The 24,422-nt window shown below is 63.9% G+C and carries 23 protein-coding genes and 1 pseudogene; 9 read left to right on the top strand and 15 right to left on the bottom strand.

The window, feature by feature from the left end; translation table 11 throughout:
* Nucleotides 1–60: 60 nt before the first annotated feature.
* Nucleotides 61–507, top strand: coding sequence for a response regulator (locus HYG81_RS33295; RefSeq protein WP_180840473.1), 447 nt, complete (start codon nucleotides 61–63; stop codon nucleotides 505–507).
* Nucleotides 508–630: 123 nt separating this feature from the next.
* Nucleotides 631–1,365 (top strand): SDR family oxidoreductase, encoded by a 735-nt coding sequence (locus HYG81_RS33290; protein WP_180840472.1) that lies wholly within the window; start codon nucleotides 631–633, stop codon nucleotides 1,363–1,365.
* A gap of 21 nt (nucleotides 1,366–1,386) precedes the next feature.
* Here HYG81_RS33290 and HYG81_RS33285 read toward each other — a convergent pair whose 3' ends face one another.
* Nucleotides 1,387–2,736, bottom strand: coding sequence for a sodium-dependent transporter (locus HYG81_RS33285; protein ID WP_180840471.1), 1,350 nt, complete (start codon nucleotides 2,734–2,736; stop codon nucleotides 1,387–1,389).
* 157 nt (nucleotides 2,737–2,893) lie between these two features.
* Here HYG81_RS33285 and HYG81_RS33280 point away from each other — a divergent pair, with 157 nt between their 5' ends.
* Together HYG81_RS33280 and HYG81_RS33275 are read left to right on the top strand one after the other, a co-directional pair.
* Nucleotides 2,894–4,438: an acyl-CoA carboxylase subunit beta gene (locus HYG81_RS33280; protein ID WP_180843036.1), complete on the top strand. Its 1,545-nt coding sequence runs from the start codon at nucleotides 2,894–2,896 to the stop codon at nucleotides 4,436–4,438.
* 4 nt (nucleotides 4,439–4,442) lie between these two features.
* On the top strand, nucleotides 4,443–4,811 hold the full coding sequence (locus HYG81_RS33275; protein ID WP_226375956.1) for a DUF8022 family protein: 369 nt from the start codon (nucleotides 4,443–4,445) through the stop codon (nucleotides 4,809–4,811).
* Between the two features lie 154 nt (nucleotides 4,812–4,965).
* Here HYG81_RS33275 and HYG81_RS33270 read toward each other — a convergent pair whose 3' ends face one another.
* Nucleotides 4,966–6,144, bottom strand: coding sequence for an SPFH domain-containing protein (locus HYG81_RS33270; RefSeq protein WP_180840470.1), 1,179 nt, complete (start codon nucleotides 6,142–6,144; stop codon nucleotides 4,966–4,968).
* A 205-nt stretch (nucleotides 6,145–6,349) separates the two neighbouring features.
* Between HYG81_RS33270 and HYG81_RS33265 the strand changes: the two genes are divergently transcribed.
* The gene (locus HYG81_RS33265) at nucleotides 6,350–8,188 is read left to right on the top strand and encodes an acetyl-CoA carboxylase biotin carboxylase subunit (RefSeq protein ID WP_180840469.1); all 1,839 of its coding nucleotides are present in this window, start codon (nucleotides 6,350–6,352) and stop codon (nucleotides 8,186–8,188) included.
* A 113-nt stretch (nucleotides 8,189–8,301) separates the two neighbouring features.
* Here HYG81_RS33265 and HYG81_RS33260 read toward each other — a convergent pair whose 3' ends face one another.
* The 4 genes and pseudogenes from HYG81_RS33260 to HYG81_RS33245 all read right to left on the bottom strand — a co-directional run bounded on the left by HYG81_RS33260 (nucleotide 8,302) and on the right by HYG81_RS33245 (nucleotide 10,229).
* Complete coding sequence (locus tag HYG81_RS33260; protein WP_180840468.1) at nucleotides 8,302–8,445, bottom strand: DUF7577 domain-containing protein; 144 nt, start codon at nucleotides 8,443–8,445, stop codon at nucleotides 8,302–8,304.
* A 103-nt stretch (nucleotides 8,446–8,548) separates the two neighbouring features.
* Nucleotides 8,549–8,853, bottom strand: a pseudogene (locus tag HYG81_RS33255) (CGCGG family putative rSAM-modified RiPP protein).
* 148 nt (nucleotides 8,854–9,001) lie between these two features.
* Nucleotides 9,002–9,451, bottom strand: coding sequence for a pterin cluster protein (locus HYG81_RS33250; RefSeq protein ID WP_180840467.1), 450 nt, complete (start codon nucleotides 9,449–9,451; stop codon nucleotides 9,002–9,004).
* 175 nt (nucleotides 9,452–9,626) lie between these two features.
* On the bottom strand, nucleotides 9,627–10,229 hold the full coding sequence (locus tag HYG81_RS33245) for a DUF8159 domain-containing protein (RefSeq protein WP_180840466.1): 603 nt from the start codon (nucleotides 10,227–10,229) through the stop codon (nucleotides 9,627–9,629).
* A gap of 159 nt (nucleotides 10,230–10,388) precedes the next feature.
* Between HYG81_RS33245 and HYG81_RS33240 the strand changes: the two genes are divergently transcribed.
* Both HYG81_RS33240 and HYG81_RS33235 read left to right on the top strand, forming a co-directional pair.
* A complete protein-coding gene (locus HYG81_RS33240) occupies nucleotides 10,389–11,255 on the top strand; it encodes a DMT family transporter (protein ID WP_180840465.1) in 867 nt (288 codons plus the stop codon).
* Nucleotides 11,256–11,493: 238 nt separating this feature from the next.
* Nucleotides 11,494–12,765, top strand: a complete 1,272-nt coding sequence (locus tag HYG81_RS33235) for a cation:proton antiporter (protein WP_180840464.1) — start codon at nucleotides 11,494–11,496, stop codon at nucleotides 12,763–12,765.
* A gap of 96 nt (nucleotides 12,766–12,861) precedes the next feature.
* Here HYG81_RS33235 and HYG81_RS33230 read toward each other — a convergent pair whose 3' ends face one another.
* The 4 genes from HYG81_RS33230 to HYG81_RS33215 form a co-directional block, all read right to left on the bottom strand.
* Nucleotides 12,862–15,225 (bottom strand): catalase, encoded by a 2,364-nt coding sequence (locus HYG81_RS33230; RefSeq protein ID WP_180840463.1) that lies wholly within the window; start codon nucleotides 15,223–15,225, stop codon nucleotides 12,862–12,864.
* Between the two features lie 9 nt (nucleotides 15,226–15,234).
* Entirely contained in the window at nucleotides 15,235–15,375 is a 141-nt protein-coding gene (locus HYG81_RS33225; protein ID WP_180840462.1) for a hypothetical protein, read from the bottom strand.
* Nucleotides 15,376–15,555: 180 nt separating this feature from the next.
* Nucleotides 15,556–16,755 (bottom strand): hypothetical protein, encoded by a 1,200-nt coding sequence (locus HYG81_RS33220; RefSeq protein ID WP_180840461.1) that lies wholly within the window; start codon nucleotides 16,753–16,755, stop codon nucleotides 15,556–15,558.
* 3 nt (nucleotides 16,756–16,758) lie between these two features.
* Entirely contained in the window at nucleotides 16,759–16,920 is a 162-nt protein-coding gene (locus HYG81_RS33215; protein ID WP_180840460.1) for a DUF7998 family protein, read from the bottom strand.
* A gap of 297 nt (nucleotides 16,921–17,217) precedes the next feature.
* Between HYG81_RS33215 and ddfA the strand changes: the two genes are divergently transcribed.
* The gene (gene ddfA, locus HYG81_RS33210) at nucleotides 17,218–17,499 is read left to right on the top strand and encodes a DdfA family disk-determining factor (protein WP_180840459.1); all 282 of its coding nucleotides are present in this window, start codon (nucleotides 17,218–17,220) and stop codon (nucleotides 17,497–17,499) included.
* A 292-nt stretch (nucleotides 17,500–17,791) separates the two neighbouring features.
* On the opposite strand, the gene HYG81_RS33205 is transcribed toward ddfA, so the two are convergent.
* From HYG81_RS33205 to HYG81_RS33195, 3 genes are all read right to left on the bottom strand, one after another.
* The gene (locus HYG81_RS33205; protein ID WP_180840458.1) at nucleotides 17,792–18,544 is read right to left on the bottom strand and encodes a ribonuclease H-like domain-containing protein; all 753 of its coding nucleotides are present in this window, start codon (nucleotides 18,542–18,544) and stop codon (nucleotides 17,792–17,794) included.
* Between the two features lie 76 nt (nucleotides 18,545–18,620).
* Nucleotides 18,621–20,417, bottom strand: a complete 1,797-nt coding sequence (locus tag HYG81_RS33200) for an AAA family ATPase (RefSeq protein ID WP_180840457.1) — start codon at nucleotides 20,415–20,417, stop codon at nucleotides 18,621–18,623.
* Nucleotides 20,418–21,180: 763 nt separating this feature from the next.
* On the bottom strand, nucleotides 21,181–21,858 hold the full coding sequence (locus tag HYG81_RS33195) for a DUF7504 family protein (RefSeq protein ID WP_180840456.1): 678 nt from the start codon (nucleotides 21,856–21,858) through the stop codon (nucleotides 21,181–21,183).
* 213 nt (nucleotides 21,859–22,071) lie between these two features.
* Here HYG81_RS33195 and HYG81_RS33190 point away from each other — a divergent pair, with 213 nt between their 5' ends.
* On the top strand, nucleotides 22,072–22,806 hold the full coding sequence (locus HYG81_RS33190) for a DUF7547 family protein (protein WP_180840455.1): 735 nt from the start codon (nucleotides 22,072–22,074) through the stop codon (nucleotides 22,804–22,806).
* A gap of 36 nt (nucleotides 22,807–22,842) precedes the next feature.
* On the opposite strand, the gene HYG81_RS33185 is transcribed toward HYG81_RS33190, so the two are convergent.
* Together HYG81_RS33185 and HYG81_RS33180 are read right to left on the bottom strand one after the other, a co-directional pair.
* Nucleotides 22,843–23,202 (bottom strand): nucleic acid-binding protein, encoded by a 360-nt coding sequence (locus HYG81_RS33185; protein ID WP_180840454.1) that lies wholly within the window; start codon nucleotides 23,200–23,202, stop codon nucleotides 22,843–22,845.
* Complete coding sequence (locus HYG81_RS33180; protein ID WP_180840453.1) at nucleotides 23,199–24,359, bottom strand: thiolase family protein; 1,161 nt, start codon at nucleotides 24,357–24,359, stop codon at nucleotides 23,199–23,201. Before HYG81_RS33180 ends, HYG81_RS33185 begins: the two co-directional genes overlap by 4 nt.
* Nucleotides 24,360–24,422 lie beyond the last annotated feature (63 nt).

The raw sequence follows: 24,422 nt of genomic DNA, 5'->3' as shown, positions 1-24,422 counted from the left end.
GGGAGGATTGATTATTGAATTGTCTGAATCAGATAGTTATCTGTCACTTTTGGCACTTCCATGAGCAGCCGGGTCGACAAGCCGATTGACGTCCTCCTCGTGGAGGATGACGACGGAGACGTTCGCCTCCTCCGAGAGGCGTTCGACCAACTGGACATCGAAACCAGAATTCGCGTCGCCAGTGACGGTGAACAGGCGGTAACGCTCCTCACCGACCGCGGCGACGAGCAGCGAGCGGTTCCGGATCTCGTCTTGCTAGATCTGGATCTGCCCCGGATGAACGGCCTCGAGTTGCTCGAGACGTTGGCGGCGGAACCGGAGCTCGCACGACTTCCCGTACTCGTGTTGACGAAATCGACGAGCGTCGCAGACGTTCACGCGAGTTACGAACTCGCAGCGAACGCGTACCTCACGAAGCCGACGACTACGGAGGGGTACGTCAAAATGGTGAACGCAGTCGCGGAGTTCTGGTTCCGGCGGGCCGCCCTCCCGTCGATCGCGTCATAGCGACGGGACTCTCTCGTAGCGGCAACTCTTCATAGCGACACCGCTTCGGCGTGACGGCGACCCGGCGATCGGCGTGTATTTCCCGCCCCTACCTTGATGCGAGCGGGTCACGCACTAGACAGTATGTCTGTGAGGACCGATTTCGACGTCGACTTCGACGGAACCGTCGCAGTGATTACCGGTGCCAGCGGCGCGCTCGGCAGCGCCGCCGTCGATCGCTTCCTCGAGACAGGGGCGACGGTCTGTGCCGTGGACGTGATCGCGCCAGACGACGAGGACAGCCTGCTCGAGCGCGATCCGGCCGACGAGTCCGAACTCGCGTTCTACGACGCCGATCTGACCGACGAGGACGACGTTGCGGCCCTGATGGAATCCGTCGCCGACGATCACGGCCGGATCGACCACCTGCTGAATATCGCCGGGACGTGGCGCGGCGGCGACCACATCGAGGACACCGATCTCGAGGCGTTCGACCTCCTGCTGGACGTCAACCTGAAGACGGCGTTTCTCGCGTCCAAACACGCCCTCCCCCACCTGCAGGACGCGGACGGTTCGATCGTCAGTATCAGCGCTCGCTCCTCGCTCGAGGGCGGCGAGGGCGACGGACCGTACCGGATTACGAAGGCCGGTATCCGGCTCCTGACGGAAACGCTCGCCGAAGAGAACCGCGGGACCGTCCGCGCGAACTGCGTCATGCCGAGCGTGATCGACACGCCGATGAACCGAGAGATGATGCCCGACGCGGACCACGACTCCTGGGTCGACCCGCTCGAGATCGCGGACGTGATGGCCTTCCTTTGTAGCGATGGGGCTGCGGTGACGAGCGGGGCCGCCGTGCCGGTCTACGGTGAGGCCTGATCGGCGAAAACGAACCGCAGATTAGCCGAGAATACCGCTGATCGCCTCGTACGCGCCGATCGCGTTCAGTCCGAGGATCACGACCAGCGTGACGACGACGGGTACTCGAAGGGCCCAGATCCAGGCCGTTCCCCACCCGCCGAGGTTTCGGATACCTTTACCGAGTTCCTCGAGGCCGATGTCGGTCTTGACCCAGCCGATGTAGATGGATAACAACAGTGCTCCGAGGATGAGCAGGATGTTGTTAGCGAGTTCGTCGTAGACCGTGAGCCACGAGAGACTTCCGTCGTACGCGACGGGAACGCCGAAGAGGAATATCGCGGTCCCGATGAGAAGAGTCGCCGGGACGCGATCGACGCCGCGTTCGTCGATCAGGTAGGAAACGACGACCTCCATGATACTGATCGCGCTCGAGAGCGCCGCGATGGTGACGGTACCGAAGAAGATCGCCCCGAAAACGCTGCCGAGCGGAATGTTGCTAAACGCCTGCGAAAGCGCGATGAAGATGAAACCCGGACCGTCGCCGATTTCGACGATGTCGGCGACAGCGAGGTCGCCGGAGAAGAGGACCGGGAACGCGACGAGGCCGACGGTGAACGCGATCGCCGTGTCTAATCCGACGATGATGACGGCGTCTTTGGCGAGGTTACGATCCTCTCCGAGGTAGGATGCATAAGTGATCATCACACCCATCCCGAGCGAGAGCGTGAAGAACGCCTGTGCGGCTGCTGCGGGTAAGATACTAGTCCAGTTCTCGGCAATAGTACTCAGGTCGGGTGACAGGTAGTACGCGTAGGCTTCCCCGGCACTCGGGAGCGTTCCGGCGTAGACTGCCAGACCGACCAAGAGGATGATGATCGCGGGAACCATCAGTTTCACGGAGAATTCGATACCGCGCCGAATACCGAACCCGACGACGGCGATGACGGCCGCCATGAAAATCGCGTGTGTGAGGACCGACATCATTCCCCCGGTTGTTGCTCCGAACTGCGCCGCACCGTCTGCGGCGTAGTTCCCTTGTAGTCCGTAAACGGTGTACTGCAAAACCCAGCCAGCGACGACGCTGTAGTACGAGAGGATAACGAAGCCCGCGACGATGAACACCCACCCGATCCGCTGCCACGAACTCGTGCCGATCTGTTTGAGCGCACCGACGGGATTCCGATCCGTGTACCGGCCGACGGTGAACTCAACCAGGATCACTGGGAACCCGATGACCGCGATCAAAGCGAGGTATACGACGAGGAACGCCGCTCCGCCGAATTCACCGACTTGATACGGAAATCTCCAGACGTTACCTAATCCCACCGCACTGCCGACCGCGGCGAGGATGAAGCCAGTTCGCGTTGCCCATGATTCGCGTTGTGCCATACCCGCTTTTATAAAAACAACCCTATATAACTTTTCGTGGTGCTTCGGTCATTTACCAGGAGGTGAGTTATTAATCGTGACGGAGTTACGGAATCCTTTTCCAGTTGGTCCTCGCACAACGGCGTATGAATGCAGTAGGGGTGTTCCCGGCATGACGATGGAGGATCGTATCGATGAACTCGAGGAACTCCGCGAGGAAGCACGCAAGGGCGGCGGCGAGGCACGGATCGAAAAGCAACACGACAAGGGGAAGATGACCGCCCGCGAGCGGATCGACTACTTCCTCGACGAGGGAACGTTCACGGAGTTCGACCAGCTTCGGACTCACCAGACGAGCCAGTTCGGGATGGAAGAGAAGAAAGTTCCCGGCGACGGCGTCGTCACGGGCTACGGCGAGGTCAACGGGCGGAAGGTCTTCGTCTTCGCTCACGACTTCACCGTCTTCGGTGGGTCGCTCGGTGAGGTCTTCGCCGAGAAGATCTGCAAGGTCATGGACATGGCGATGGAGGTCGGCGCGCCCATCATCGGGCTCAACGACTCCGCCGGCGCTCGGATTCAGGAAGGGGTCAAGAGCCTCGCTGGCTTCACCGAAATCTTCCGACGAAACCAGGAGGCGAGCGGCGTCATCCCCCAGATCTCGGGAATCATGGGTCCGTGTGCCGGCGGCGCGGTCTACTCCCCGTCGATCACCGACTTCATTTTCATGGTGAAAGACACGAGCCACATGTACATCACCGGCCCCGGCGTCACCAAGACCGTTACCGGTGAGGACGTCACGCACGAGGAACTCGGCGGCGCGATGACCCACGCCGACAAGACAGGCGTCGCCCAGTTCGCCTGCGAGAGCGAGGAGCAGGCGCTCGACGACATCAAGCGGCTCCTCTCGTATCTGCCCCAGAACAACGTCGAGGATCCGCCCCGCGTCGAACCGTGGGACGATCCTGACCGTCGTGACGACGAACTCAAGAGTATCGTCCCACCGAGTCCACAGAAGCCCTACGACATGACCAACGTCATCGATTCGGTCGTCGACGAGGGCTCCTTTTTCGAGGTCGCGGACAACTTCGCGCAGAACATCGTCGTCGGCTTCGGCCGACTGGACGGGCGCTCGGTCGGCCTCGTCGCCAACCAGCCCCGCGTCAACGCCGGGACGCTAACCGTCGACGCCTCGATGAAGGCCTCGCGGTTCGTCCGCTTCTGTGACTCCTTTAATATCCCGATCGTCACCTTCGTCGACGTCCCCGGCTACATGCCCGGCACCGATCAGGAACACCGCGGGATCATCCGTCACGGTGCGAAGCTGCTCTACGCGTTTGCGGAAGCGACCGTCCCGCTGCTGACCGTCATCACCCGGAAAGCGTACGGCGGTGCCTACTGCGTCATGGCCTCGAAGAACCTCGGCGCGGACGTCAACTACGCCTGGCCGACCGCCGAGATCGCCGTCATGGGCCCACAGGGTGCGGTCAACATCCTCTACCGCGAGGAGCTCGCGGAGGCCGACAACCCAGACGAACTCCGCGACGAACTCATCGACGAGTACCGTGAGGAGTTCGCCAACCCCTACACTGCGACGGACAAGGGCTTCCTCGACGACGTCATCGTTCCCACCGAAACCCGCCCGCGGCTGATCGACGACCTCGAGATGCTCGAGACCAAACGCGAACAGAACCCCGACAAGAAACACGGCAACATCCCGCTGTAGTCAGATGACATCACAGCACCAGACGACGGCCGACGACGGCGGACGGGCCGAGAGCGACGGGAACCCCAAATCGACGGCCGAGAGCGACGGGTCGGTCGGACTCGAGGCAGCGCTGCCGACAGACGTCGCGCTCGACCTGCCGGACGATGCAGCAGAGGACGAGGCCGCGGCGATCGCGGCCGCCATTGGTGCGCATCTCCACGATCAGGCGCTCGCGGCCGCCGCAGCGGCGGCCGAGGGCGAAGCAACGTGGGACGACAGGCGCTGGGCGTTCGCCGGTCGCGTTCGCACCCAGCAACACCGCACCGTCCGCGTCCCGCGCGATGCACCGACCGACCCGTGGTCGGCCGCGGGTCGCACGAAACAGTTCTGAACGCTCCACCCCGCTCTTTCTGGATCGACGCGTCCGCCGAGACAAGATGCCGGAGAGTAACGAACAGTCGAGCGAAGTTCGATTCGTATCGCTCGATGTGAAAACGAGACTACCGGCGTGAGAAACGGGAACGATGGCGTGGGGCTGTCCGGTGCTACTCCGAATCGGATCCCAGTTCGGGTTCCGGTTCAGCTTCGTCTTCGTCTTCGGTCTCCGACATGGTGATCGGCTCGTCGGGCCCCGCTTCCATATCCGCACCCATGTCCTGGCCCTCCTTGATCGCCTGTGCTTCCTGTTCCATCGCTTCGACGTCCATCTCCGCCTGTTCGTCGATCTCGCCGATGATATCGGCGATGTCGTCCAGGCCGATCAGTTCGCGGGTCTCCTCGTCGAACTCGAGGCTCTCGAGGTCCGCCCCGTCCCCCTCGACGTCGCTGCCCGAGAGATGCTTTCCGTAGCGGCCGACCAGCGAGGTGAGCTCCTGGGGCATGACAAACGTCGTCGACTCGCCCTGGCCGATCTCCGCGAGCGTCTCCATTCCCTTGTCGATGACGGCGCGCTCGCCCATCGATTCGGCGGATCGTGCGCGCAGCACGGTCGAAATCGCGTCACCCTGGGACTCGAGAATCTGGCTCTGTTTCTCCCCCTGAGCGCGGATGATGTTCGACTGTTTGTCACCCTCCGCTTTCTCGACGGCGCTGCGGCGTTCACCCTGTGCCTCGAGGATCATCGCGCGGCGACGGCGCTCGGCGGAGGTCTGTTCCTCCATCGCGCCCTTGACGCCCGCGGAGGGCGTGACCTCGCGGACCTCGACCGATTCGACGCGAATGCCCCACTCGTCGGTGGGCTCGTCGAGCTCTTGACGAATTCGCTCGTTGATCATCTCACGGCGACTGAGCGTGTCGTCGAGCTCCATGTCGCCGATCACGGCGCGCAGCGTGGTCTGTGCCAGATTCGAGACCGCGCGCTGATAGTCGTCGACCTCGAGGAACGCGCGTTTGGCGTTCATGACCCGAATGTAGACGACGGCGTCGGCGGTGACCGGCGAGTTGTCGCGGGTGATCGCTTCCTGCTGGGGGACGTCCAGCGTCTGCGTTCGCATGTCGAACGTGTATATTCGCGACACGAACGGCGGGACGATGTTCAGCCCCGGCTCGAGTAGTTTGCGATACTCGCCGAAGACGGTCAGCGCGGCCCTGTCGTAGGCGTCGACGATCTCGACCATCTGCCAAACCGTGATCACGACGAGGAGGAGTCCGATGGCTCCGATGAGGAGCAACGGATCCTCGAGCACCGATTGCGTCTGTAGCAGGCCGGATGCCAACTCGTACATTAGTCGTGTTAGGGACTGGGTCCGGATAACGATTGCCCACAACTAGCACGCAGTGGCGTTTCGTCCTAGAGCGATTCAGGTATTCCTTGCCGTCGTCTCAGCGTCATCCCGTCTGAGTTCGGGGCTGACGACCGGCAAAATAGGCCGCTTCGTCGAACCCGTTGCGAAAAAGTAAGGTAGGGGCCTCACGACTGTTTCCACAGGAATGTTCAGGAAGGTTCTCGTGGCGAACCGCGGGGAAATCGCTGTCCGCGTTATGCGGGCGTGTGAGGAGTTGAACATCGGGACTGTCGCTGTCTACTCCGAGGCAGACTCGGATTCCGGACACGTGCGCTACGCCGACGAGGCGTACAACGTGGGGCCGGCGCGTGCGGCCGACTCCTATCTCGATCACGAGGGTGTCATCGAGGCCGCACGGAAGGCCGATGCCGACGCCATTCACCCAGGCTACGGCTTCCTCGCGGAGAACGCGGAGTTCGCGAGCAAGGTCGAGGACGTCGAAGGGATCACGTGGGTCGGCCCGTCCAGCGACGCGATGGAATCGCTGGGCGAGAAGACCAAGGCCCGCACGATCATGAACGAGGCCGACGTGCCGATCGTCCCCGGGACGACGGACCCCGTTACCGACCCCGAGGAAGTCAAAGAATTCGGCGAGAAACACGGCTACCCGATCGCCATCAAAGCCGAAGGCGGCGGCGGCGGCCGCGGGATGAAGGTCGTCTGGGACGAAAGCGAGGTCGAGGACCAACTCGAGAGCGCCCAGCGCGAGGGCGAAGCCTACTTCGACAACGACTCGGTCTACCTCGAGCGTTACCTCGAGAAGCCCCGTCACATCGAGGTCCAGATCGTCGCCGATCAGCACGGGAACGTGCGCCACTTGGGCGAGCGCGACTGTTCGCTCCAGCGCCGCCACCAGAAGGTAATCGAGGAGGGCCCCTCGGCGGCCCTCTCGGACGAACTCCGCAAGAAGATCGGCGAGGCTGCTCGTCGGGGCGTCGCCGCAGCGGACTACACCAACGCCGGCACCGTCGAGTTCCTCGTCGAGGAGGAGCCGGGCCGCGACGGCGTCCTCGGTCCGGACGCGAACTTCTACTTCCTCGAGGTCAACACGCGGATCCAGGTCGAGCACACGGTCACCGAGGAAATCACCGGCATCGATATCGTCAAGCGCCAACTCAGGATCGCCGCCGGCGAGGAGCTCGACTTCGCACAGGACGACGTCGATATCGACGGTCACGCGATGGAGTTCCGGATCAACGCCGAGAACGCGGCCAACGACTTCGCGCCCGCGACCGGTGGCACGCTCGAGACCTACGATCCGCCGGGCGGGATCGGCGTCCGTCTGGACGACGCACTCCGGCAGGGCGACGAGCTCGTCACCGACTACGACTCGATGATCGCGAAGCTGGTCGTCTGGGGCGAGGACCGTGACGAGTGTATCGAGCGCTCGCTGCGCGCGCTCCGCGAGTACCAGATCGGGGGGATTCCGACGATCATCCCCTTCCACCGGCTGATGCTCACCGACGAGAAGTTCGTCCAGAGCACGCACACCACGAAGTACCTCGACGAGGAACTCGACGAGAGCCGCATCGAGGAGGCCCAGGAACAGTGGGGCGGCGACATCGGCGATGGCAGCGCGAGCGAGGACGAGGACGACGCCGTCGAACGGGAGTTCACCGTCGAGGTCAACGGCAAGCGCTTCGAGGTCGAACTCGAGGAACACGGCGCCCCCGCGATCCCGGCCGGCGACGTCGACGCTGGCGGGCAGACCGGTCGTCCGGAGCCGGCGGGCGGCTCGAGTAGCGGCGGCGAGGCCGATATTCAGGGCGACGGCGAGACCGTCGACGCCGAGATGCAGGGGACGATCCTCGACATCGAAGTCGAGGAGGGCGACGAGGTCGCGGCCGGCGACGTGCTGGTCGTCCTCGAGGCCATGAAGATGGAAAACGATATCGTCGCCTCCCAGGGCGGCACTGTCAGCCAGATCGCCGTCGAGGAAGGCGATAGCGTCGACATGGGCGATACGCTGGTCGTTCTCGAGTAACGCGGCGCGGACTCGAGATCGACTTACGGGAGTGAACAGCCATCGATAGGAATCACTGACAATCAGCACGCGTCTGGTTGCACGATGGCTGTGCGATCGGTGGATAAACAGTATCAGTTGATATGCTGGCGTCGGGAGTCGGGTCTCGCGGGAAGCTGTCCGAGACACTCCCGACAGTACGTGTAATGATGGTCGTTCTTCGTTCCGCAGAGCCGGCAGGTGACCGGTTCGTCTATCGTCTGCGTTCGTGCACTCATTGTCGTTCCTAATAAACGGGCCCAGATAGCCCTCCGGCTGACGATTGCAAGGATTCGCGGGCTGTCCTTCGATTTGTCCGTCGCGGAGCTCCACCGGAGCCCCTCACTCGCTTCCCACGTGGACGCGGGTCACGTGTCCGCCACAGCCACACCGGTCGACGTACTCGAGCCGGACGCGATCGAACACGGCCTCGAGTTCGTCCCAGAGAGACGTTTCAGGGCGGCTGTGGTCACCGTGGGTAACGAGGTTGACGTGAGAGCCGGCCGTCGTCGCATCGACCGCGTCTTTCGACTGCTCGAAGAGCAGCTCCCGATCCGCAGCGTGTTCGGGCCCTCAAGGTTCGCCGACCACGAGGCGTCGTGCTGGCTCCGCGTGACGGGTTCGACGCCGGAGACGTCTTCGGTCATAGTTCCGACTCGGCACCGGACGAGCCGAAGCGCTGAGCCGAACGGGTTCGGCCTCGTCTCCGTCGCGTTGCCATCGGTCCGATCGGCACCGGTACCGCCCTCGGCTGCTCCGGTGTCGGATCGTCGCTCTCGACGGACGACACCACGGTCAACAACAGAAAATGAACGGGTAGAGCAGGGCGACACGGTCACCGTCCGTCAGCTCCGCCTCGAACCCGCCGAGGTGTTCGTTGAAGTGACCGTTGATGCAGACGCGAGCGTACGGCCTGGTCTGCTCGCCCTCCGGGTTCTTCCGCCAGGTTCCGGGCAGGTCGTCGGGCACCGGTGCCCAGCCGCTGTGGGTCGCGTCCGCTTCGGTTTCGGCGATGAGCATGTCCTCGAGGTCGTACTCGTCGAAGAACGACTCGAGGAAGTCCCGGAGTCGGTTGCCCTCAAAGCGGAACTCGAGTTCGTGTGCCCCGACTGCATCGCGGACGTGGCCGGTACAGCGGACGGTGACGGTCGTCGTTTCGAGCGTTCGGTTCGTCGATTCGGTCTCTCCGCTGACCGTTGGGGCCGGTTGCTGGTCGGCGGCGCTCGTCGCTTGATCGGCGTCCATTGGAGGTGAGCGTACGACTCGAGCGAGCAAACGCTTCCTCCCGAACCGGTTCGGGTGAAGGTGGCGGCTAGTAGCCGGCTTCGCGGCGACCGTACTCGTGGGCGCGCTCGAGTCGAGTGAGGGGGCCAGCGGAAGCTACGCTGGGAACGGACGACATCGAGACGGAAGCGATCACCTACTCCTCGGGGGAGACGTTGACCTCCGGCTCGTATCGCTGGGATTCGATCGTCGACACGACCAGTTCGCCGTACTCGGCGGCGGTCAGTTCGCCCGCGTTGTACTCCTCCGCGTGGGGCGTCTCGACCGTCACCGACCCGTACGACGCGGGTGCGTCGTCGAGGATCGTCGCACCCAGGGCGACGGCATCGTAGCCGGCATCGACCAGCGCCGCGTAGCCGCCCGCGAGCAGGGCGACGTCGTGGACGTTCCCCTCGTCGTCGCGATCCGTATTAACGTACTCGAGCGTCAGCACGTCTCGGTCGCGTTCGACCGATTCGACGGCCATCTCGTACTCCTCGAGCGTGGACGCGAGCTCCTCGGGATCGGTGATCTCGGCCCCCGCGAGCTCCGGGATCCGCTCCTCGAGGATCGCGCTTCGTTCCTCGACGGGGAGGTCGGGGACGTACTCCGAGACCGGCCACTCCGTGTTCTTGGGGAACTCCGTTCCCATCTCCTCGATGCAGCCGGCGAGTCCGAGGGACGCAGTCACCGCTCCCGTCTGCAGGAGTCGCCGCCGCGATAGCAGCTCGCTTCCGTCCCTCGACGCGTTCCGATCCATGCACGTGACCTCGTCGTCTCGCGACAAATGGATTCGTTCTGCAAACGCCGGCAGCGTGTGGGGAACCGTTTCCGGCGGCCCGTGTCGCGTCCCCCGATCCTCGGCTTCGGTTCGGGCTCGAGTCAATGGCTTTTCGAGGGAGTGCGGCAGTCGCAGCGTATGGACGACGAAACGGTTGGCATCGCGCTCGTACTCGTCTCCGCAATCGGGTTCGGGACGCTCGGTATCTTCGGCGTCCTCGCCGCGGAGGAGGGGCTTTCGATCCCGACGGTACTCGCGCTCCGGTTCGGCATCGCGACGGTCTTCGTCTGGGCCGTCCGCTGGCTTCGGGGACGGACGCGTGTACTCTCCGGCCGACCGCTGGCGGTCGCGCTCACCCTCGGCGGGGTCGGCTACGCCGCCCAGAGCGGGCTCTACTTCCTCGGTCTCGAGTTCCTGACGGCCGGAATGGTGTCGATCGTGCTCTACACCTACCCGGCGCTCGTGGTCTGTCTCGTCGTCGTCGCGAACCCTGACCGAGTGACGACGACCGTGGTGATCTCACTCGCCCTCTCGCTCGGCGGCGTCGCGCTCATCACCGGTGCGGATCCCGCCGGCGTCGATCCGCGGGGCGTCGTGATCGTGCTCGGCGCGGCGCTCGCATACTCGCTGTACATCATCGCGAGCCAGCGGGCGCTCGCGACGGTCGACGCCGAGACGCTCACGGCGTTCGTTCTCCCCAGTGCGGCCGCAACCTTCGTCGGGTTCGGGCTCGGAACGGGGACGCTCTCGACGCCGGACGGCGTCGCCGCCTGGGGAATCGCCGTCGGCGTCGGTGTTTTCGGGACGGCGATCCCCGTCCTCAGCTTCTTCGCCGGCATCGCGAAGGTCGGCGCGAGCCGGGGAAGCATAATCAGCACCGCGGAGCCGGGCGTCACGGTCGCACTCGGTGCGCTCGTGTTGGGAGAGCCCGTCACGGCGGTGACGGTCGTCGGCGGCGCACTCGTCGTCGCGGGCGTGCTCCTCGTTCAGCGAGAGAGCGCCTGACCGTCGTGAACTCGCGTCGCAGGCCGTCGTCGCGGAGCGCGGTGATCGTCACTCTCGAGTGTCCTCCGGCGTCGAATTCGGATATTTTATTGGCATCAGTGGGAACCCGTATCCGTAACGTCCCTTGGTCGTCCCCGTCGAAGCGAACGGCTGGAGATTGCCGGACTGCCGGCGACCAACGACGCAAACGCCGGCATGGAGATAAAGAAGTGATTGGTCGTAGGGAAGCCCGTCCCAGATGGCCCTTGAGCTGTACAACGTCGGCCTGGTCGTAATCGGTGTCGCCCTGTTCGGCGTCGCCGTGCTCCCGCGGTTCGTGTCGGATCGTGCCGTCTCGATGCCGGTGTTCTTCGTCGCCCTCGGCATGCTCGCCTTCGGGCTGCCGATCGGGCTCCCGCCGCCGGATCCGCTTGAGCAGGGGACGACGACGGAACACCTCGCGGAGCTGGGCGTCATCATCGCCCTGATGGGCGTCGGACTGAAGATCGATCGGGTTCCGGGGCTCCGCGCGTGGGCGTCGACGTGGCGATTACTCGCGATTACGATGCCGCTGTCGATCGTCGGAGCGGCGCTGTTCGGTCGATGGGTCGGTCTCGGCATCCCGACTGCAGTTTTGCTGGGTGCGTGCATCGCGCCGACCGATCCGGTGTTGGCGTCGGAAGTCCAGGTCGGCGGTCCGGGAATGGGCAGCGAGGAAGAAGGTCTCGAGGAGGCAGCCGGCGGGGAAGACGAGGTTCGATTCGCGCTCACCTCCGAAGCGGGGCTGAACGACGGGCTCGCGTTCCCGTTCACCAATCTGGCGATCGCGATCGCACTCGTCGGATTCGCCCCCGCCAACTGGATCGGCGAGTGGCTTCTCGTCGACGTCGGCTATCGGATCGTCGTCGGCGTCATCGTCGGCATCATCCTCGGCTATCTGACCGCGCGTCTCGTCTTCGCCACGGAGCCCGACACCCCCGTCGCGGAGTCGGTCCAGGGGCTCGAGGCGATCGCCGGCACCCTCCTCGTCTACGGGGCGACCGAACTCGTCGGTGCCTACGGCTTCATCGCGGTCTTCGTCGCAGCGCTGATGGTCCACCACTACGAGCGATCGCACGACTACAACCGGTCGCTCCACGAGGTGAGCGAGTTCGCCGAGCAGGTGATGATGGCCTTCATCATGCTCTTTTTCGGCGGTGCGATCGTCGGCGGACTCCTCGAGTCGCTCACGCTCGAGGCGATCGTCGCGGCGGTCGCGATCGTGTTCCTCGTCCGTCCGCTCGCCGGTCTCATTGGATTTGTCGGCTTCGACCGCGACCCCGCCGAACGGGCGACGATCGCCTTCTTCGGCATCCGGGGGATCGGCTCGTTCTACTACCTCGCACACGGACTGAACGAAGCCGCGTTCCCCGATGCCGATCTCCTGTGGGCCACCGTCGGGGCCGTCGTGCTCATCTCCATCGTCGTCCACGGGATCACCGCGACCCCCGCCGTCCGCTGGCTCGAGAAGCGGGCCGAGGCCAGCGAGTGACCGGTGTTCGCCGTCGAGACGCTCGAGGTCCGTAGAATCGAGGACCGCAAACCGCCGCGACTGCCGGTCGCCGTCAGGCGATCGCGTTCGAAGCAGTCACGCCGCCACTTCCGTCGGTTCGCGCTCCCAGTGACGGTGCTGGGCGATCGCGTCGACGAACTCCTCGGCGAACGACTCGAGGTCCTCGCCGTTGGGATCCATCACGACGCCCTGTTCGGAGACGACTCCCTCCCGATCGCTCGCCGCGTCGACGCCCGTCAGTTCGACGGCCTCGAGCAGCTCGGTACCCTTGCCGGCGGCGGCGATCGGCTTTTTGTGTTTGAACATCTCCGCGACGAAGTGCTTGGCCTCGCCCTGCTCGAGCAGGGCGTCGACACTGTCCTCACCACCGGGGACGTAGACGGCGTCGAACAGCACTGACTCGGTGGTGACGTGGCTCTTGTCGGCTTCGACCGTGGAGCCGTTCTCGGCTTCCCTGTCACCGAGCAGTTTCGAGACGATCTTGACGCGTGCGCCCTCGTCCTGCAGCGTCGACCGGATCGTCTCGAGGTGGTCGCTGTCGTAGCCGTCGTCGACGAGGACGGCGATCTTGCGGGTCTCGATGGAGTCGGCGTCGCGCCGTTGCTCGATGCTCAAGCGCGAGTCCTCGCGGCCGTGGGTCGGCATCTGGTCGCCGGGTTCCTCGGGCGGTTCGACGCCGATCCCCTCGGCGACGCGTTTCGCGAACTCGTGGTCGACGTTGTTGAACAGGTCGTAGACCATCCGCTCGCGGATCTCCATGCGGTCGACCTTCCCGAGTTCGAAGTGGGCGGCGTCGACGATGTTCTGCTTCTCGGGCTCAGTCATGCTGTTCCAGAACAGCCGCGCTTGGTCGAAGTGCTCCATGAAGCTCTCGCTGCGATTGCGGATCTTCTCGCCGGATATCTTCTCGGCGTAGTGCTCGTAACCGCCCTCGCCTTCGGGGGCCTCCTCGGGCTGGTCGTCGCCGATGGAGTTAGGTTTGTACGACGCTTTGCCCTCGTTGATTTCCTGGCGCATGAAGCCGGCCCGCTGGTTGTTGTGCCGTTCGGCGATCGGTCGGTTGATCGGGATCTCGTCCCAGTTGGCGCTGCCGAAGCGGTTGAGCTGCGTGTCCTGATAGGAGAACAGCCGGCCCTGCAGGAGCGGGTCGTTCGAGAAGTCGATGCCGGGGACGACGTTGCCGGGGTGGAACGCGACCTGTTCGACCTCCGCGAAGAAGTTGTCCGGCGTCTCGTTCAGAACCATCTTCCCGATCGGCTGCACGGGAACCTCGCTCTCGGGAACGATCTTTGTCGGATCGAGGACGTCGAAGTCGAACTCCTCTGCCTCGTCCTCGTCGAAGATCTGGACGCCCAGTTCGAACTCGGGTTCGTACCCTTCCTCGATGACATCGTAGAGGTCCATTCGGTTGAAATCGGGGTTCTTGCCGGCGATCTTCTGCGTTTCGTCCCAGACGAGCTGGCTGGTGTCGTACTTGGGCGTCCAGTGGAACTTGACGAACTTCGCGTCGCCCTCCTCATTGACCAGCCGGAAGGTGTGGACGCCGAACCCCTGCATCATGCGGTAAGCCCGCGGGAGGGCGCGACCCGAGAGGACCCACATGATCATGTGCGTGATTTCGGGCTTCAGGGAGGCGAAGTCCCAGAAGGTGTCGTGCGCCGCGGAGGCCTGTGGTGTCGCGTCGTCGGGTTCAGGCTTGATCGCGTGGACCAGGTCCGGAAACTCCATCGCGTCCTGAATGAAGAAGACGGGGATGTTGTTGCCGACCAGATCCCAGTTCCCCTCTTCCGTGTAGAACTTCGTCGCGAACCCGCGGACGTCCCGCACGGTGTCCGCCGATCCCCTCGAGCCGACGACCGTCGAGAACCGGGTGAATACGGGGGTCTTCTGGTCCGGATCGGTCAGCACCTTGGCCTTCGTCAGCTCCTCGAGGTCGTCGTATTCGTCGCCGAGATCGGGGTCCTCGTATGGCTGGAAGTAGCCGTGGACGCCGGAACCGCGGGCGTGGACCACCCGTTCCGGGATCGACTCGTGGTCGAACTGGGTCATCTTCTCCCGGAAGTGGAAGTCCTCCATGATCGTCGGCCCGCGCTCGCTGGCCTTCAGGGAGTTGTCCGTGTCGCTGACCTTCACGCCGTGGTCGGTCGTTAACTGCTCGCCCTCGGCGTTCTCGCGGACCTCCTCGAGCTGCTCTTGCTTGCTGTTCTCGTCCGTCTCGCCCTCGTGGGCGTCGCTCGTGCCCGCTCGACCCGACTCCGAATCGGACCGCGACTCGTCGGCGGCGCCGCCGTCGGCCACCTCCCGTTGCTCTGCTTCGTCGTTCGTCGCTTCGTCATCTGATCGCTCGTCGATCACGTCGGGCTCGTCCGATCCGCCGTCGGTCGCCCGTGATTGCTGGTCGCCTCGTCCGTCGTCGGGGTTTGAATCGTCGACTGGCATGGTTCGAAATCAGGGGTCGTTTGCTGCGTGTTCGACCGATCGGTCCGCATCGGTACCGTCACTGATGGACGACGGTGTCCGAACGGGGTCGCGGATGGGTTCGACCGTCCCCGTCGTCCGCTCGGTTCGGAATCCGCGTCTCGCGGTCATCGATGTCGTCCTCGACCGGCGTACTCCACCATCCAGAATGAGCGGCGTAAGCGTCAGGCGGTCACCTGCAAGGCGTCGGTCGCAGATCGGAAGACCGAAAACCGGCTCGGATCCCAGCGACGATCGTTCGAACGCTGCTCGAGCCGATCCGTCGCGAGCCCGAGCCGGGCCGAACCGCGGTCAGCCCACCCGCTCGAGAAAGATCGTCCACAGGACGGCCGCGTACAGCACTGCGCCGAGGAGGGACAGCCAGCGTCCCGCCCCCACGAGCGGCGATACCGATGCGAGCGACCCACTGACCTCGAGTCCCAGTCCGCCCAGTAGCGCCGTGACCGACCACCGCGCGGTTCGATCGCCGATACCGGCGGTCGAGGCGACGGCCGGCGGGTAGAAGTGGTAGGTGACGCCGACGATCGTCAGTCCGAGGAAGCCGCCGATCGCGAGCCGATAGTGTGCATCGAAGGCGGTCGCCGGGACGCTCGAGGCGGGCGCGAACGCGAACGTCAGTCCCAGCAGGGCGACCAGCGCGGCACAGGCCGCGGCACCGAGGATCGCTCGCCAGCCGACCCGGCGGCGGTTGCTCCGTCGGACGAGGTCGGCGATGGCGATCGCAAATCCGAGCAACGCGATCGCCTGCAGCGCGGCGCCGAGACGAAAGAGCGTCCTCCCGCGGAAGTCGACGGCGAGCAGTGCGGGGCCGGTGACGCCGGCGAGCAACACGACTCCGACGAGGGACGGCCGAACCGAGACGACCAGCAGTCGCGGGACCAGCCGGAATCCGACGGCGAAGACGAGCACGGCGGCCGCCCCCGCCGCAAGCAGGTGTGTCGTCGCCGGTCCCGGTGGAACCGCCGACGGCTCGAGGTCGAGTGCCACTGCCCGGGGAAGCGCCGAACCGACGAGCAGGTAGGTGAAGACGACCGGGATAGCAGCGTTCGCGAGTCGGTCGACTCGCCGGCGGTGGGCGCTGGCCGCACCGGTACCGGTTTCTCGCCCGGTCGGATTATCCCGGACGGTCCAGCAGAGCGTGGCGACGAAAACGAGGCAGCCGAGGAGCCAGCTCGTCGCGCCGGCGACGACCGGTGGCCCGAATCCGGCACCGGCGGCGAACGCCCCGACCGTGCCGAGCAGCGCGAACGGGAGGTGGACCGCCGGTGCGGACGGAACGGCCAGTTCGCGCGCGAAGTACGACGGGACGAGCGTGTAGGCCTTCCCGAAGACCACGTGGAAGACGAACCCGAAAACGCCGAGCGGGACGGTCGCCGCTCGCGGAAATCCGACTGCGACCGCGACCTGCCACGCGACGAAGAAGCCGATGCCGACCGCGACGAACGCTCGAGACCAGCGTGAGATGGTCGCTGTCCCAGTTCCTGCACCCATCGATCAGAAGGGAGACCGGTCGTTCGACTCGTTGTTCCCCTCGCGCTCGAGAACGTCGTGGCCCTCGAGGAACGGCCCTGGCACCGGCACGTGCTCCGGGACGGATTCGTCTTCCTCGTCGAAGCCAGTGTCGGTCGCCGACCGGCTACTGGAAAAGGGGTTCATCGTGCGTGTAACTACGAACCGGAGCCGCCAGTAACTATTGCCGAACATGTAACGAAATTCATGAAAAACGCTTTGTTACCGCCGACGATTCGGTTTCTCGCGTCTACAACCGGTGATTGTACGGTGACTGTCGGGCCCTGAACAGTTTTAGATTATACGAATGCAATAAGATGAGTCCATAATTAAGAGCAAATAAATACGGTAGCGTACATACGTGCGCGTTTACAACCAGATCTGATCTCCAAGATCGGGTTGAGGCCAGAGGGTTTATACCTGATCAATGAAAGAGTCCGGTCAATGCTACTCTCAGTCGATCGGTCGGATGCGACAGTCGCGCAATCAGTAAGCTTTGACGTCATTACAGCCGTCGCCGAACGTGAAGGCGTGGATCCGGTTAACCTCGAGCCGCCCGAATACGAAGCCCTCTACAACGCGATTAATCCGGAAGCGCTCGATTCGCTCTTCGAAACCCGGGAGAACGGCAAACAGCGAACGACCGGCCGCGTCGAATTCCCCTTCTGTGGCTATCAGGTCACTGTCACGAGCGACGGCGAAGTCGAGGTCGCAGACCTCGAGTAACCCGTTCGGCGTCCCTGACGGGGCCGTTTCTGCGTCTCATCGTCAGTCACAGTGATCGGACAGTTCGCGGCGATGAACAGATAGTACCACCTGAACCGATTCACACGCCGATCCCACAGTCTGCGGTTCTCGCTCACGGCTCGCTTCGCTCACCGGTCGCATCTCCGCGGTTCTCGCTCACTGTGTTCGCTCCGAACCGCGCATCGCTCCGAGCCGCGCTCCCGTCGTGCGATCGGATGTGCAGCGGCTCTGTCAGTAGCTCCGAGAGGCTTAGGACGAGGTCCGTGTCCGTTTAGTCGTCGGCCATCGCGGCCTCGAAGACGGACTCGTGGAGCCGATCCGCGACGATTTCCATCAGCGGTTCCATATTGCGGGTGTCCGCGCGGTTGTACTCGATGAGTGTCTCGAGGGAACCCTCGTCACCGCGCTCATACTCGTGCCAGAGACGGACGGCGTCGCGGCCGCTGATGTCCGGCATGTCCCGGTCGATGCCGAGTTCCCGCTCGATCGCCTTCAGCCCGCCGTCGAGGCCGAGCTTCTTGCAGGGGTACATGAGGTCGACGTGTGGCACATCGATATCGACGTCGAAACACGTCTCGAGGAACGGAACGTCGAAGCGCTGGCCGTTAAACGTCACGAGCAGCGCCGAGTCGGAGAGCGCCCGCTCGAGGCGGTCGCTCGTCAGGTCGCGGTCTTTGACGAACGTCCTCGTCTCGCCGCCCTGGTGGAGGCTGACGGTCGTCACGTCGTTCGTGTCGGCACTGAGCCCGGTCGTCTCGATGTCCAGAAAGCAGGTCTCTCCGCTGACGTTTTCGTAGCACCGCCAGCGACTCGATGCCGGAAGCGCGTCCGCGAAGACGGAGACGTCCCCGCGGTCCAGATGGGTTCGACCCTCGTCGATGAACGTCTCGATCCGGTCGGCCAGCGTCGAGCCGACGACGCTGCCGTCGAACTCGTCCCAGTGGGTGACGCCGTTCGCCCACAGGCGTCGTTCGGTGGTTTCGCCGACCCCGCGGACGGGAATGAAGCTGTTCTCGATTCGCACACCCGTTCAGGGGAACGGAGTGGGTAAAAGCGTGTGGATCGGTCGCTGTCTACGGCCCTGTCGGCGGCGGTTCCGATCAGCTATCGGGGCTGTTATCCGAGAGGTACAGCGTCCGATCGACGATGCTGACGGCCGCTTCGCCCCACTGCTGGATCGCGGTGCCGTCGGAATCGGGGAGTTCGATGACGATCCGGTCTCGGCTGATCGTCACGTCGGCCGCCGGCGTCGACTCGCGGTCCGCGAAGCTCTGCAGCTGGTACTGCAACAGGCGCTTCGTCGATCCCGCGATCTCGATCGTATCGGGCTCGAACGCGAGGGTCACTACCGCGCCGCCGTCGCCGGTTTCCTCGGCCGTAACGTCGAACCGGTGGCTCGAGAGCTCCGGTACCGGCGCGTTCTCGTTCATTGTATCGACGGCGTCCTCGACGGACACGTCCTCGTCGTCGGCCTCGAACCCACTCTCCTCGAACTCGAACGGCGAAAGCGCGTCCGCGGCGGCTGCAGTATCCGCGTCGTCCGCGTCGGAGTCTTCGGTTCCCGTCGCTTCTGAGTCGGACGCCGCGTCGTCCTCGAGCGCGGACTCCTCGTCCGCCGGCACGGGCTCGGTCGAACCGTCGGCGATATCGGGAACGCCGGCGTGGTCCGTCCCCTCGGTATCGGTGGACTCGTCGTCCGTGGGTGCAACTTCGGTGCCCTCCGTCGTCGCATCGCTGTCCTCCGATGGCTCGCCGAACTCGAGCACATCGATGTCGTCCGATGAGTCCGGGAGTTCGTCGGCTAATGCCTCGAGTTCGTCGTCGGCTTCGCCCTCGTCCGTTTTTCCGGTGTCGTCGCTCTCACCGACCGCTCCGTCTTCGTCTCCATCGCCGTCTTCGTCAGGCGATTCGCGCGCCTTTCGGTCGCCGTTATCGGTCGTTTCGGACGTCGCGTCCGAGGTCGTCCGGGCGTCGGCCATCGCATCGTCGTCACCGGTCGAATCGTCGGTGATTTCGCCGTCATCAGTGACGTCCATAGCGTCCGTCGCTCCGTCTGCCTCCTCATCCGAGACGTCAGCGGCCGTCGCATCGTCTTCCTCGGTCTCGGCCGTTGTACTCGAGCCGACCGGTCCCACTGCGATCACATCAGATTCGTCGATCCCGTCGTCGGAGCCGTCCGTCAGTTCGCCGGCGATCGTCGGACGGGCCGCTGCGATTGCCTCGTAATCCAGCGGCGTGGCGTACCAGGCGGTTCGGTCCGGCGACGTGATGAACCGGCCGCGACTGTGTTCGGCTCGCGGATGCTCGACCGGTTCGTCGTCACTGTCGGGTTCGGTATCGGACTCCGCGTCCGATTCCGTTTCGTTGGGACCGTGGACATCGGCAGTCGACTCGTCGGTCTCGGCGAGGTCCTCGTCCGACCGTGGCGGTTCGGGTGCGTCATTCGTCTCGCTCGAGGTGGCTTCCTCGGCCGGTTCCGCTGCTCGCCGGGCCGCCTGGGACTGCTGGTCGGCTTGTTGGGGGTGTGGCTGGGGCTGCGGGCCCACTCCGCCCGGCGGTGTTGCCTGGTCGGCCGTCGGTTGCTGTGTCCCTCCCTGTTGCGGTCCGGCCTGGGGTGCCTGCTGGGGCTGGTTCGCACCCGGACCGGAGCTGATCGTCCCGCCGCTGAGATGCAGTTGCGTTCCACCACCACCGCCCCGTGCGTTCGACATGCCGTCGAGATGGTGAGCGATATCCGTCAGATCGTCGTCGATATTGTCCTCGAGCTTGTCGATTTTGTCGCCGACGCTTCGCAGGGCGAGGGCGACGTCCCAGAGAACGACGACGCCGAAGAACAGGAGCGCGAGGAAAACGGTAACGGCGGCTCCACCGAGAAGCTCAGTGTTGGCTTCGACCATGTATACTACTCTTTGAACCGATAGGTCGTTCGATATATAGACCTTATGCCGTAACACCGATGCCCCTGGAGGAACATCGCCAGTAGACGGTCAAACGCGTGGTTCTGTGTTTGCTCTCACACTCGAAACGTCCGTCTAGATTCCAAACCTGTCAATAAGGAGTAGGGAAGATGCGTTGATCTCCGATATAGTTGCACGATTGACTCTTTTGGACGGTGTCAGTAGATAGTAGCACGGCTTCTTTATTCAGAAAACTCGTGAAACTCGCGGTGAGTACAGACGAAGAAATTATCGGAACTCCTCCCGGTCAGTATTGGGTACGTATTGGTCGGAAGAAGACTGATGTATCGTCAACGGAAATGTGAATTGTGGGAAACATAAAGCAGCTTTACAATCGTTTCGATGAGTGGGCGCGGAATCTATCGCGTATCCGATACGCTGCTTTCATCGGCGTCGTATCCGCTTCGTCTTACCTGCTTGTCGGCGCACTATTTGGCGAAAATGTGGCCCTCCAGGCACTCACAATGGGTTCCACAATGGCGATCCTATATTACGCGTCCAACCCTAATCAACAAACATAATACCTCTTCACCTCCGACAGGATGAATCTCAGTTTAATAGTGAGAGAAAACATACGTAGATGTCTTAATCGAATTAAGTGCCTCCGTTTCAATCGCTGTTCTAAATAAAGAAATCGTATTACTAACAACTGGTATTGGTCCCTGATTGCACGACGACTATGCGCGATCGCGGTCTATCCGTTTTAGCGGGAACGAGAGAGTTCGAGCCAGTCTGTGGTCGTCTCCGGATTTCGGAGCGACCATCGGTGCTCGGCAATCCCGTCACGGGACCGGACCGTAACAACGGCGTCGAACAGCGGTTCGAAGAGGTGAACCAGCCTATGATCCCGCGCGAGCGGCAAGTGATAATGCCCCATCCCGCGATCCTGGTCGACCCGCGAGGTCGCCATATGGAGCAGTCGAAAGACCGTCTCGGTCTCGTACTCGTGACAGAGGGGGACCAGCGAGTCGACGCAGATGCGCAGGTCCGACGGGGCGAGTCCGTCGGCCTTGGCGGCGAACTCGTCGACGGTCTCGACGATTTCGATTCCGAGCGCAGCCAGCGGTGACCGTCCCTCGTCGGTCACCGAATCCGTCTCGGGTTCAGCCGTCAGCGTCGAGTAATCGATCGTTCGGAAGCGCTCCGTTTCGGGGCCGCCACACGTCCCCTCGCACGCGACTCGAGAAGTTTCGCCCGTAACGTGCAGCCGATACACTGCGTCACGGTCCGCCGCGCCCAGTAGTCGATGGCACGCCATTTCGTGTGCTTCTGCCGTCTCCGTGCCCACAAGCAAAATGTTGCTTCCCTCCTGCTTGAGCGCGCCGAGCGACCGCGCGAACGTCGCACCATCGGAGACGAGACTCCCTCCCTGGTCTTCCATTCCGTTTATCAAACAGGAGGAACGGAAATAAAAATTGTGTCTCGTCACCGGTCCGAAAAAGATCGGCGCTCGTGTGCCATCGACCGTCAGTGGCTGTAACGATGACTGCAACTACTACGGCGATAACTACTGTCGCCTGTCTCGGAGTATGCGATTCCGAGACCGGTCCCCTGAACCGCCACACTAACTTACAACCGGCCGTATAGAGTACGTATGGCCGACCACGACGACGAACTCGTCGACGCCGTTCGCGAACTGACGCGAACGATCGACGCGCTTCGTACGGAACTCGACGGGCCGCGCCGACGGCCGCCACTGCGGCCCCCGACGCCACGGGAACTACTTCGGTTCACCGACGATATCGCGCTCCCCGCCGCGATCGCCGTTCTCGAGACGAGCGTCCGCGCGCTCGAGGCGTTCCAGCGGAGCCTGCGAATCGTCCGAACGGAGCGGAAGGCTCGAGACCGGACGACGGCGACCGCCGACGCGGCGAGCGAGCGCGCGAGCGAACTCCGGCGGACGACGCTCTCCCAGCTCGATACCGTCCTCGCGGAACTCCAGCGAGCAACCTCGGAGGGCGGGCTCCCCGCCGACGAGCAGGCACGTGACCTCCTCACGGAGGCTCGCGAACTTCGCGACGACGTGGACAGCCGCCTCCGGGACGCTGTCGATCGGGAATCGGACGCGGAACTGGCAAATTCGGATCAGTCGGATGTCGATGGCGGCGTCACGATCGACATCGAGGACGGAGCCCTCGGCGACGCCGACGCGAGCGCGGCCGACGACGAACCCGACACTGCCGTCGACGTCGACGCCGAACTCGAGACCCTACGAGATCAGTACGGCGAGGAAGACGGCGACTCGAGCGATAGTGATGACGACGGATCGGACGCGGATGGCACCGATTCCGGGACTGATGGTACCGAAAACGGAAGCGACGAAAACTGAATTCGCTGTACTAGGCGCGTAAATCTCCCAAATTGCTTAGACTGGCTCGAACCGGTAGCCGTCCCACGCCTGGCTCTCGGGCTCTCTGATGCCCGCACCGGGTTCGCGGAGTTCGTCGACGTAGACCGGCTGGACCTCGTCACCAGTTTCGACGTCGCCGGTGGTGAGTTGGCCGATCGCTCGGACGGACTCCCCGTCGACATCGAACTCGACGATCGCGAGGTGATTCGGTTCGCGAACGCCGGGCGGCGTCGCGGTACTGGTCGTCCACGTCACGACCTCTGCGGTGTACTCGCTGAGGTCGATCGTCTCGACCGGCTCCGTTCCGCCCGGGCCGCGCGGGTGGCCGGGGTAGCTGATCGAACCGTCCTCGTATCGCGTCGCGTCCATCGTCATTGTGCTGCCTCCATGATGGTGGTGATCACGCAGTTGCCAAAGCCGCCGACGTTACAGCAGAGCCCGACGTCCGCGTCGACCTGTCGCGGGCCGGCCTCGCCAACGAGCTGTTCGTAGATTTCGACGCCCTGTGCGACGCCGCTGGCTCCGAGCGGGTGGCCCTTCGACTTGAGCCCGCCCGAGGTGTTGATCGGCAGTTCGCCGGTGTCTCGCTCGGTGTACCCCTCCTCGACGAGTTTCCAGGCCTCGCCCTGCTCGGCGAAGCCCAGCCCCTCCATCTGGAGGAACTCGAGGATGGTGAACATATCGTGGAGTTCGGCCACGTCGATATCCTCGGGCCCGCGACCGCTCATCTCGTACGCGCCCTTCCCGCTCTCGACGACGCCGCCCATCACGGTCGGGTCCTCTCGCTCGTGGACGACGTGGGTGTCGGTGGCCCCGTCGATTCCCGAGATGACGACGTAGTCGTCGGCGTACTCCTCGGCGACGGACTCGGGACAGAGCATGAGCGCGGCCGAGCCGTCCGTAATCGGACAGAAGTCGTACAGCCGCAACGGGTCAGCTACGATCGGTGACTCGAGGACCGTCTCGAGGTCGACCTCCTTCTGGAACTGGGCGTGGGGGTTGTCGACGCCGTTCCTGTGATTCTTGACGGCGACCTTCCCGAGGCTCTCGCGGGGCGCGTTAAATCGCTCGAGGTAGTGTCGCGCCGTCAGTCCGGCGAACGACGGCAGGGTGACGCCGGTCTTGTACTCGACGGGGTGAGTCAGCGACGCGATGACGTCGGTGGCCTCCCCGGTCGTCCGATGGGTCATCTTCTCGCCGCCGACGAGCAGGGTCATATCGCTGGCCCCGCTGGCGACCGACTGCCAGGCGGCGAAGATTCCCGCGCCGCCGCTCGAACTCGTCTGGTCGACTCGCTGGGTGTACGCCGGCATCGCGTCGAGGTCGTGGGCCAGCGCGTTCGGCACGCCAGTCTGCCCCTCGAACTCGCCGCTCGCCATGTTCGAGACGTACAGGTGGTCGACTTCGTCAGCCTCGACGTTCGAGTCCTCGAGACACTCGATGCCGGCCTCCGCGAGGAGGTCCTGAATCCACTCTCCCTCGCGTTGCCCGAACTGGGTCATCGAGGCACCGATGATTGCAACACGTTCCATATCCTACCGGACTCGAGTCAACGATTTATAAGTGGGGGATCGGGTAGCGCTCCAGCGTCCGAA

Origin of the sequence: Natrinema zhouii, from assembly GCF_013456555.2 — an archaeon.
GTDB classification, from domain to species: Archaea; Halobacteriota; Halobacteria; order Halobacteriales; family Natrialbaceae; genus Natrinema; species Natrinema zhouii.
This window is presented reverse-complemented; position numbering and strand designations above follow the sequence as displayed.

Coding starts and splice junctions, on each gene's coding strand:
- HYG81_RS33295 (WP_180840473.1), top strand. CDS start 61: ATGAGCAGCCGGGTCGACAAGCCGATTGACGTCCTCCTCGTGGAGGAT.
- HYG81_RS33290 (WP_180840472.1), top strand. CDS start 631: ATGTCTGTGAGGACCGATTTCGACGTCGACTTCGACGGAACCGTCGCA.
- HYG81_RS33285 (WP_180840471.1), bottom strand. CDS start 2,736: ATGGCACAACGCGAATCATGGGCAACGCGAACTGGCTTCATCCTCGCC.
- HYG81_RS33280 (WP_180843036.1), top strand. CDS start 2,894: ATGGAGGATCGTATCGATGAACTCGAGGAACTCCGCGAGGAAGCACGC.
- HYG81_RS33275 (WP_226375956.1), top strand. CDS start 4,443: ATGACATCACAGCACCAGACGACGGCCGACGACGGCGGACGGGCCGAG.
- HYG81_RS33270 (WP_180840470.1), bottom strand. CDS start 6,144: ATGTACGAGTTGGCATCCGGCCTGCTACAGACGCAATCGGTGCTCGAG.
- HYG81_RS33265 (WP_180840469.1), top strand. CDS start 6,350: ATGTTCAGGAAGGTTCTCGTGGCGAACCGCGGGGAAATCGCTGTCCGC.
- HYG81_RS33260 (WP_180840468.1), bottom strand. CDS start 8,445: ATGAGTGCACGAACGCAGACGATAGACGAACCGGTCACCTGCCGGCTC.
- HYG81_RS33250 (WP_180840467.1), bottom strand. CDS start 9,451: ATGGACGCCGATCAAGCGACGAGCGCCGCCGACCAGCAACCGGCCCCA.
- HYG81_RS33245 (WP_180840466.1), bottom strand. CDS start 10,229: ATGGATCGGAACGCGTCGAGGGACGGAAGCGAGCTGCTATCGCGGCGG.
- HYG81_RS33240 (WP_180840465.1), top strand. CDS start 10,389: ATGGACGACGAAACGGTTGGCATCGCGCTCGTACTCGTCTCCGCAATC.
- HYG81_RS33235 (WP_180840464.1), top strand. CDS start 11,494: ATGGCCCTTGAGCTGTACAACGTCGGCCTGGTCGTAATCGGTGTCGCC.
- HYG81_RS33230 (WP_180840463.1), bottom strand. CDS start 15,225: ATGCCAGTCGACGATTCAAACCCCGACGACGGACGAGGCGACCAGCAA.
- HYG81_RS33225 (WP_180840462.1), bottom strand. CDS start 15,375: ATGACCGCGAGACGCGGATTCCGAACCGAGCGGACGACGGGGACGGTC.
- HYG81_RS33220 (WP_180840461.1), bottom strand. CDS start 16,755: ATGGGTGCAGGAACTGGGACAGCGACCATCTCACGCTGGTCTCGAGCG.
- HYG81_RS33215 (WP_180840460.1), bottom strand. CDS start 16,920: ATGAACCCCTTTTCCAGTAGCCGGTCGGCGACCGACACTGGCTTCGAC.
- ddfA (WP_180840459.1), top strand. CDS start 17,218: ATGCTACTCTCAGTCGATCGGTCGGATGCGACAGTCGCGCAATCAGTA.
- HYG81_RS33200 (WP_180840457.1), bottom strand. CDS start 20,417: ATGGTCGAAGCCAACACTGAGCTTCTCGGTGGAGCCGCCGTTACCGTT.
- HYG81_RS33195 (WP_180840456.1), bottom strand. CDS start 21,858: ATGGAAGACCAGGGAGGGAGTCTCGTCTCCGATGGTGCGACGTTCGCG.
- HYG81_RS33190 (WP_180840455.1), top strand. CDS start 22,072: ATGGCCGACCACGACGACGAACTCGTCGACGCCGTTCGCGAACTGACG.
- HYG81_RS33185 (WP_180840454.1), bottom strand. CDS start 23,202: ATGACGATGGACGCGACGCGATACGAGGACGGTTCGATCAGCTACCCC.
- HYG81_RS33180 (WP_180840453.1), bottom strand. CDS start 24,359: ATGGAACGTGTTGCAATCATCGGTGCCTCGATGACCCAGTTCGGGCAA.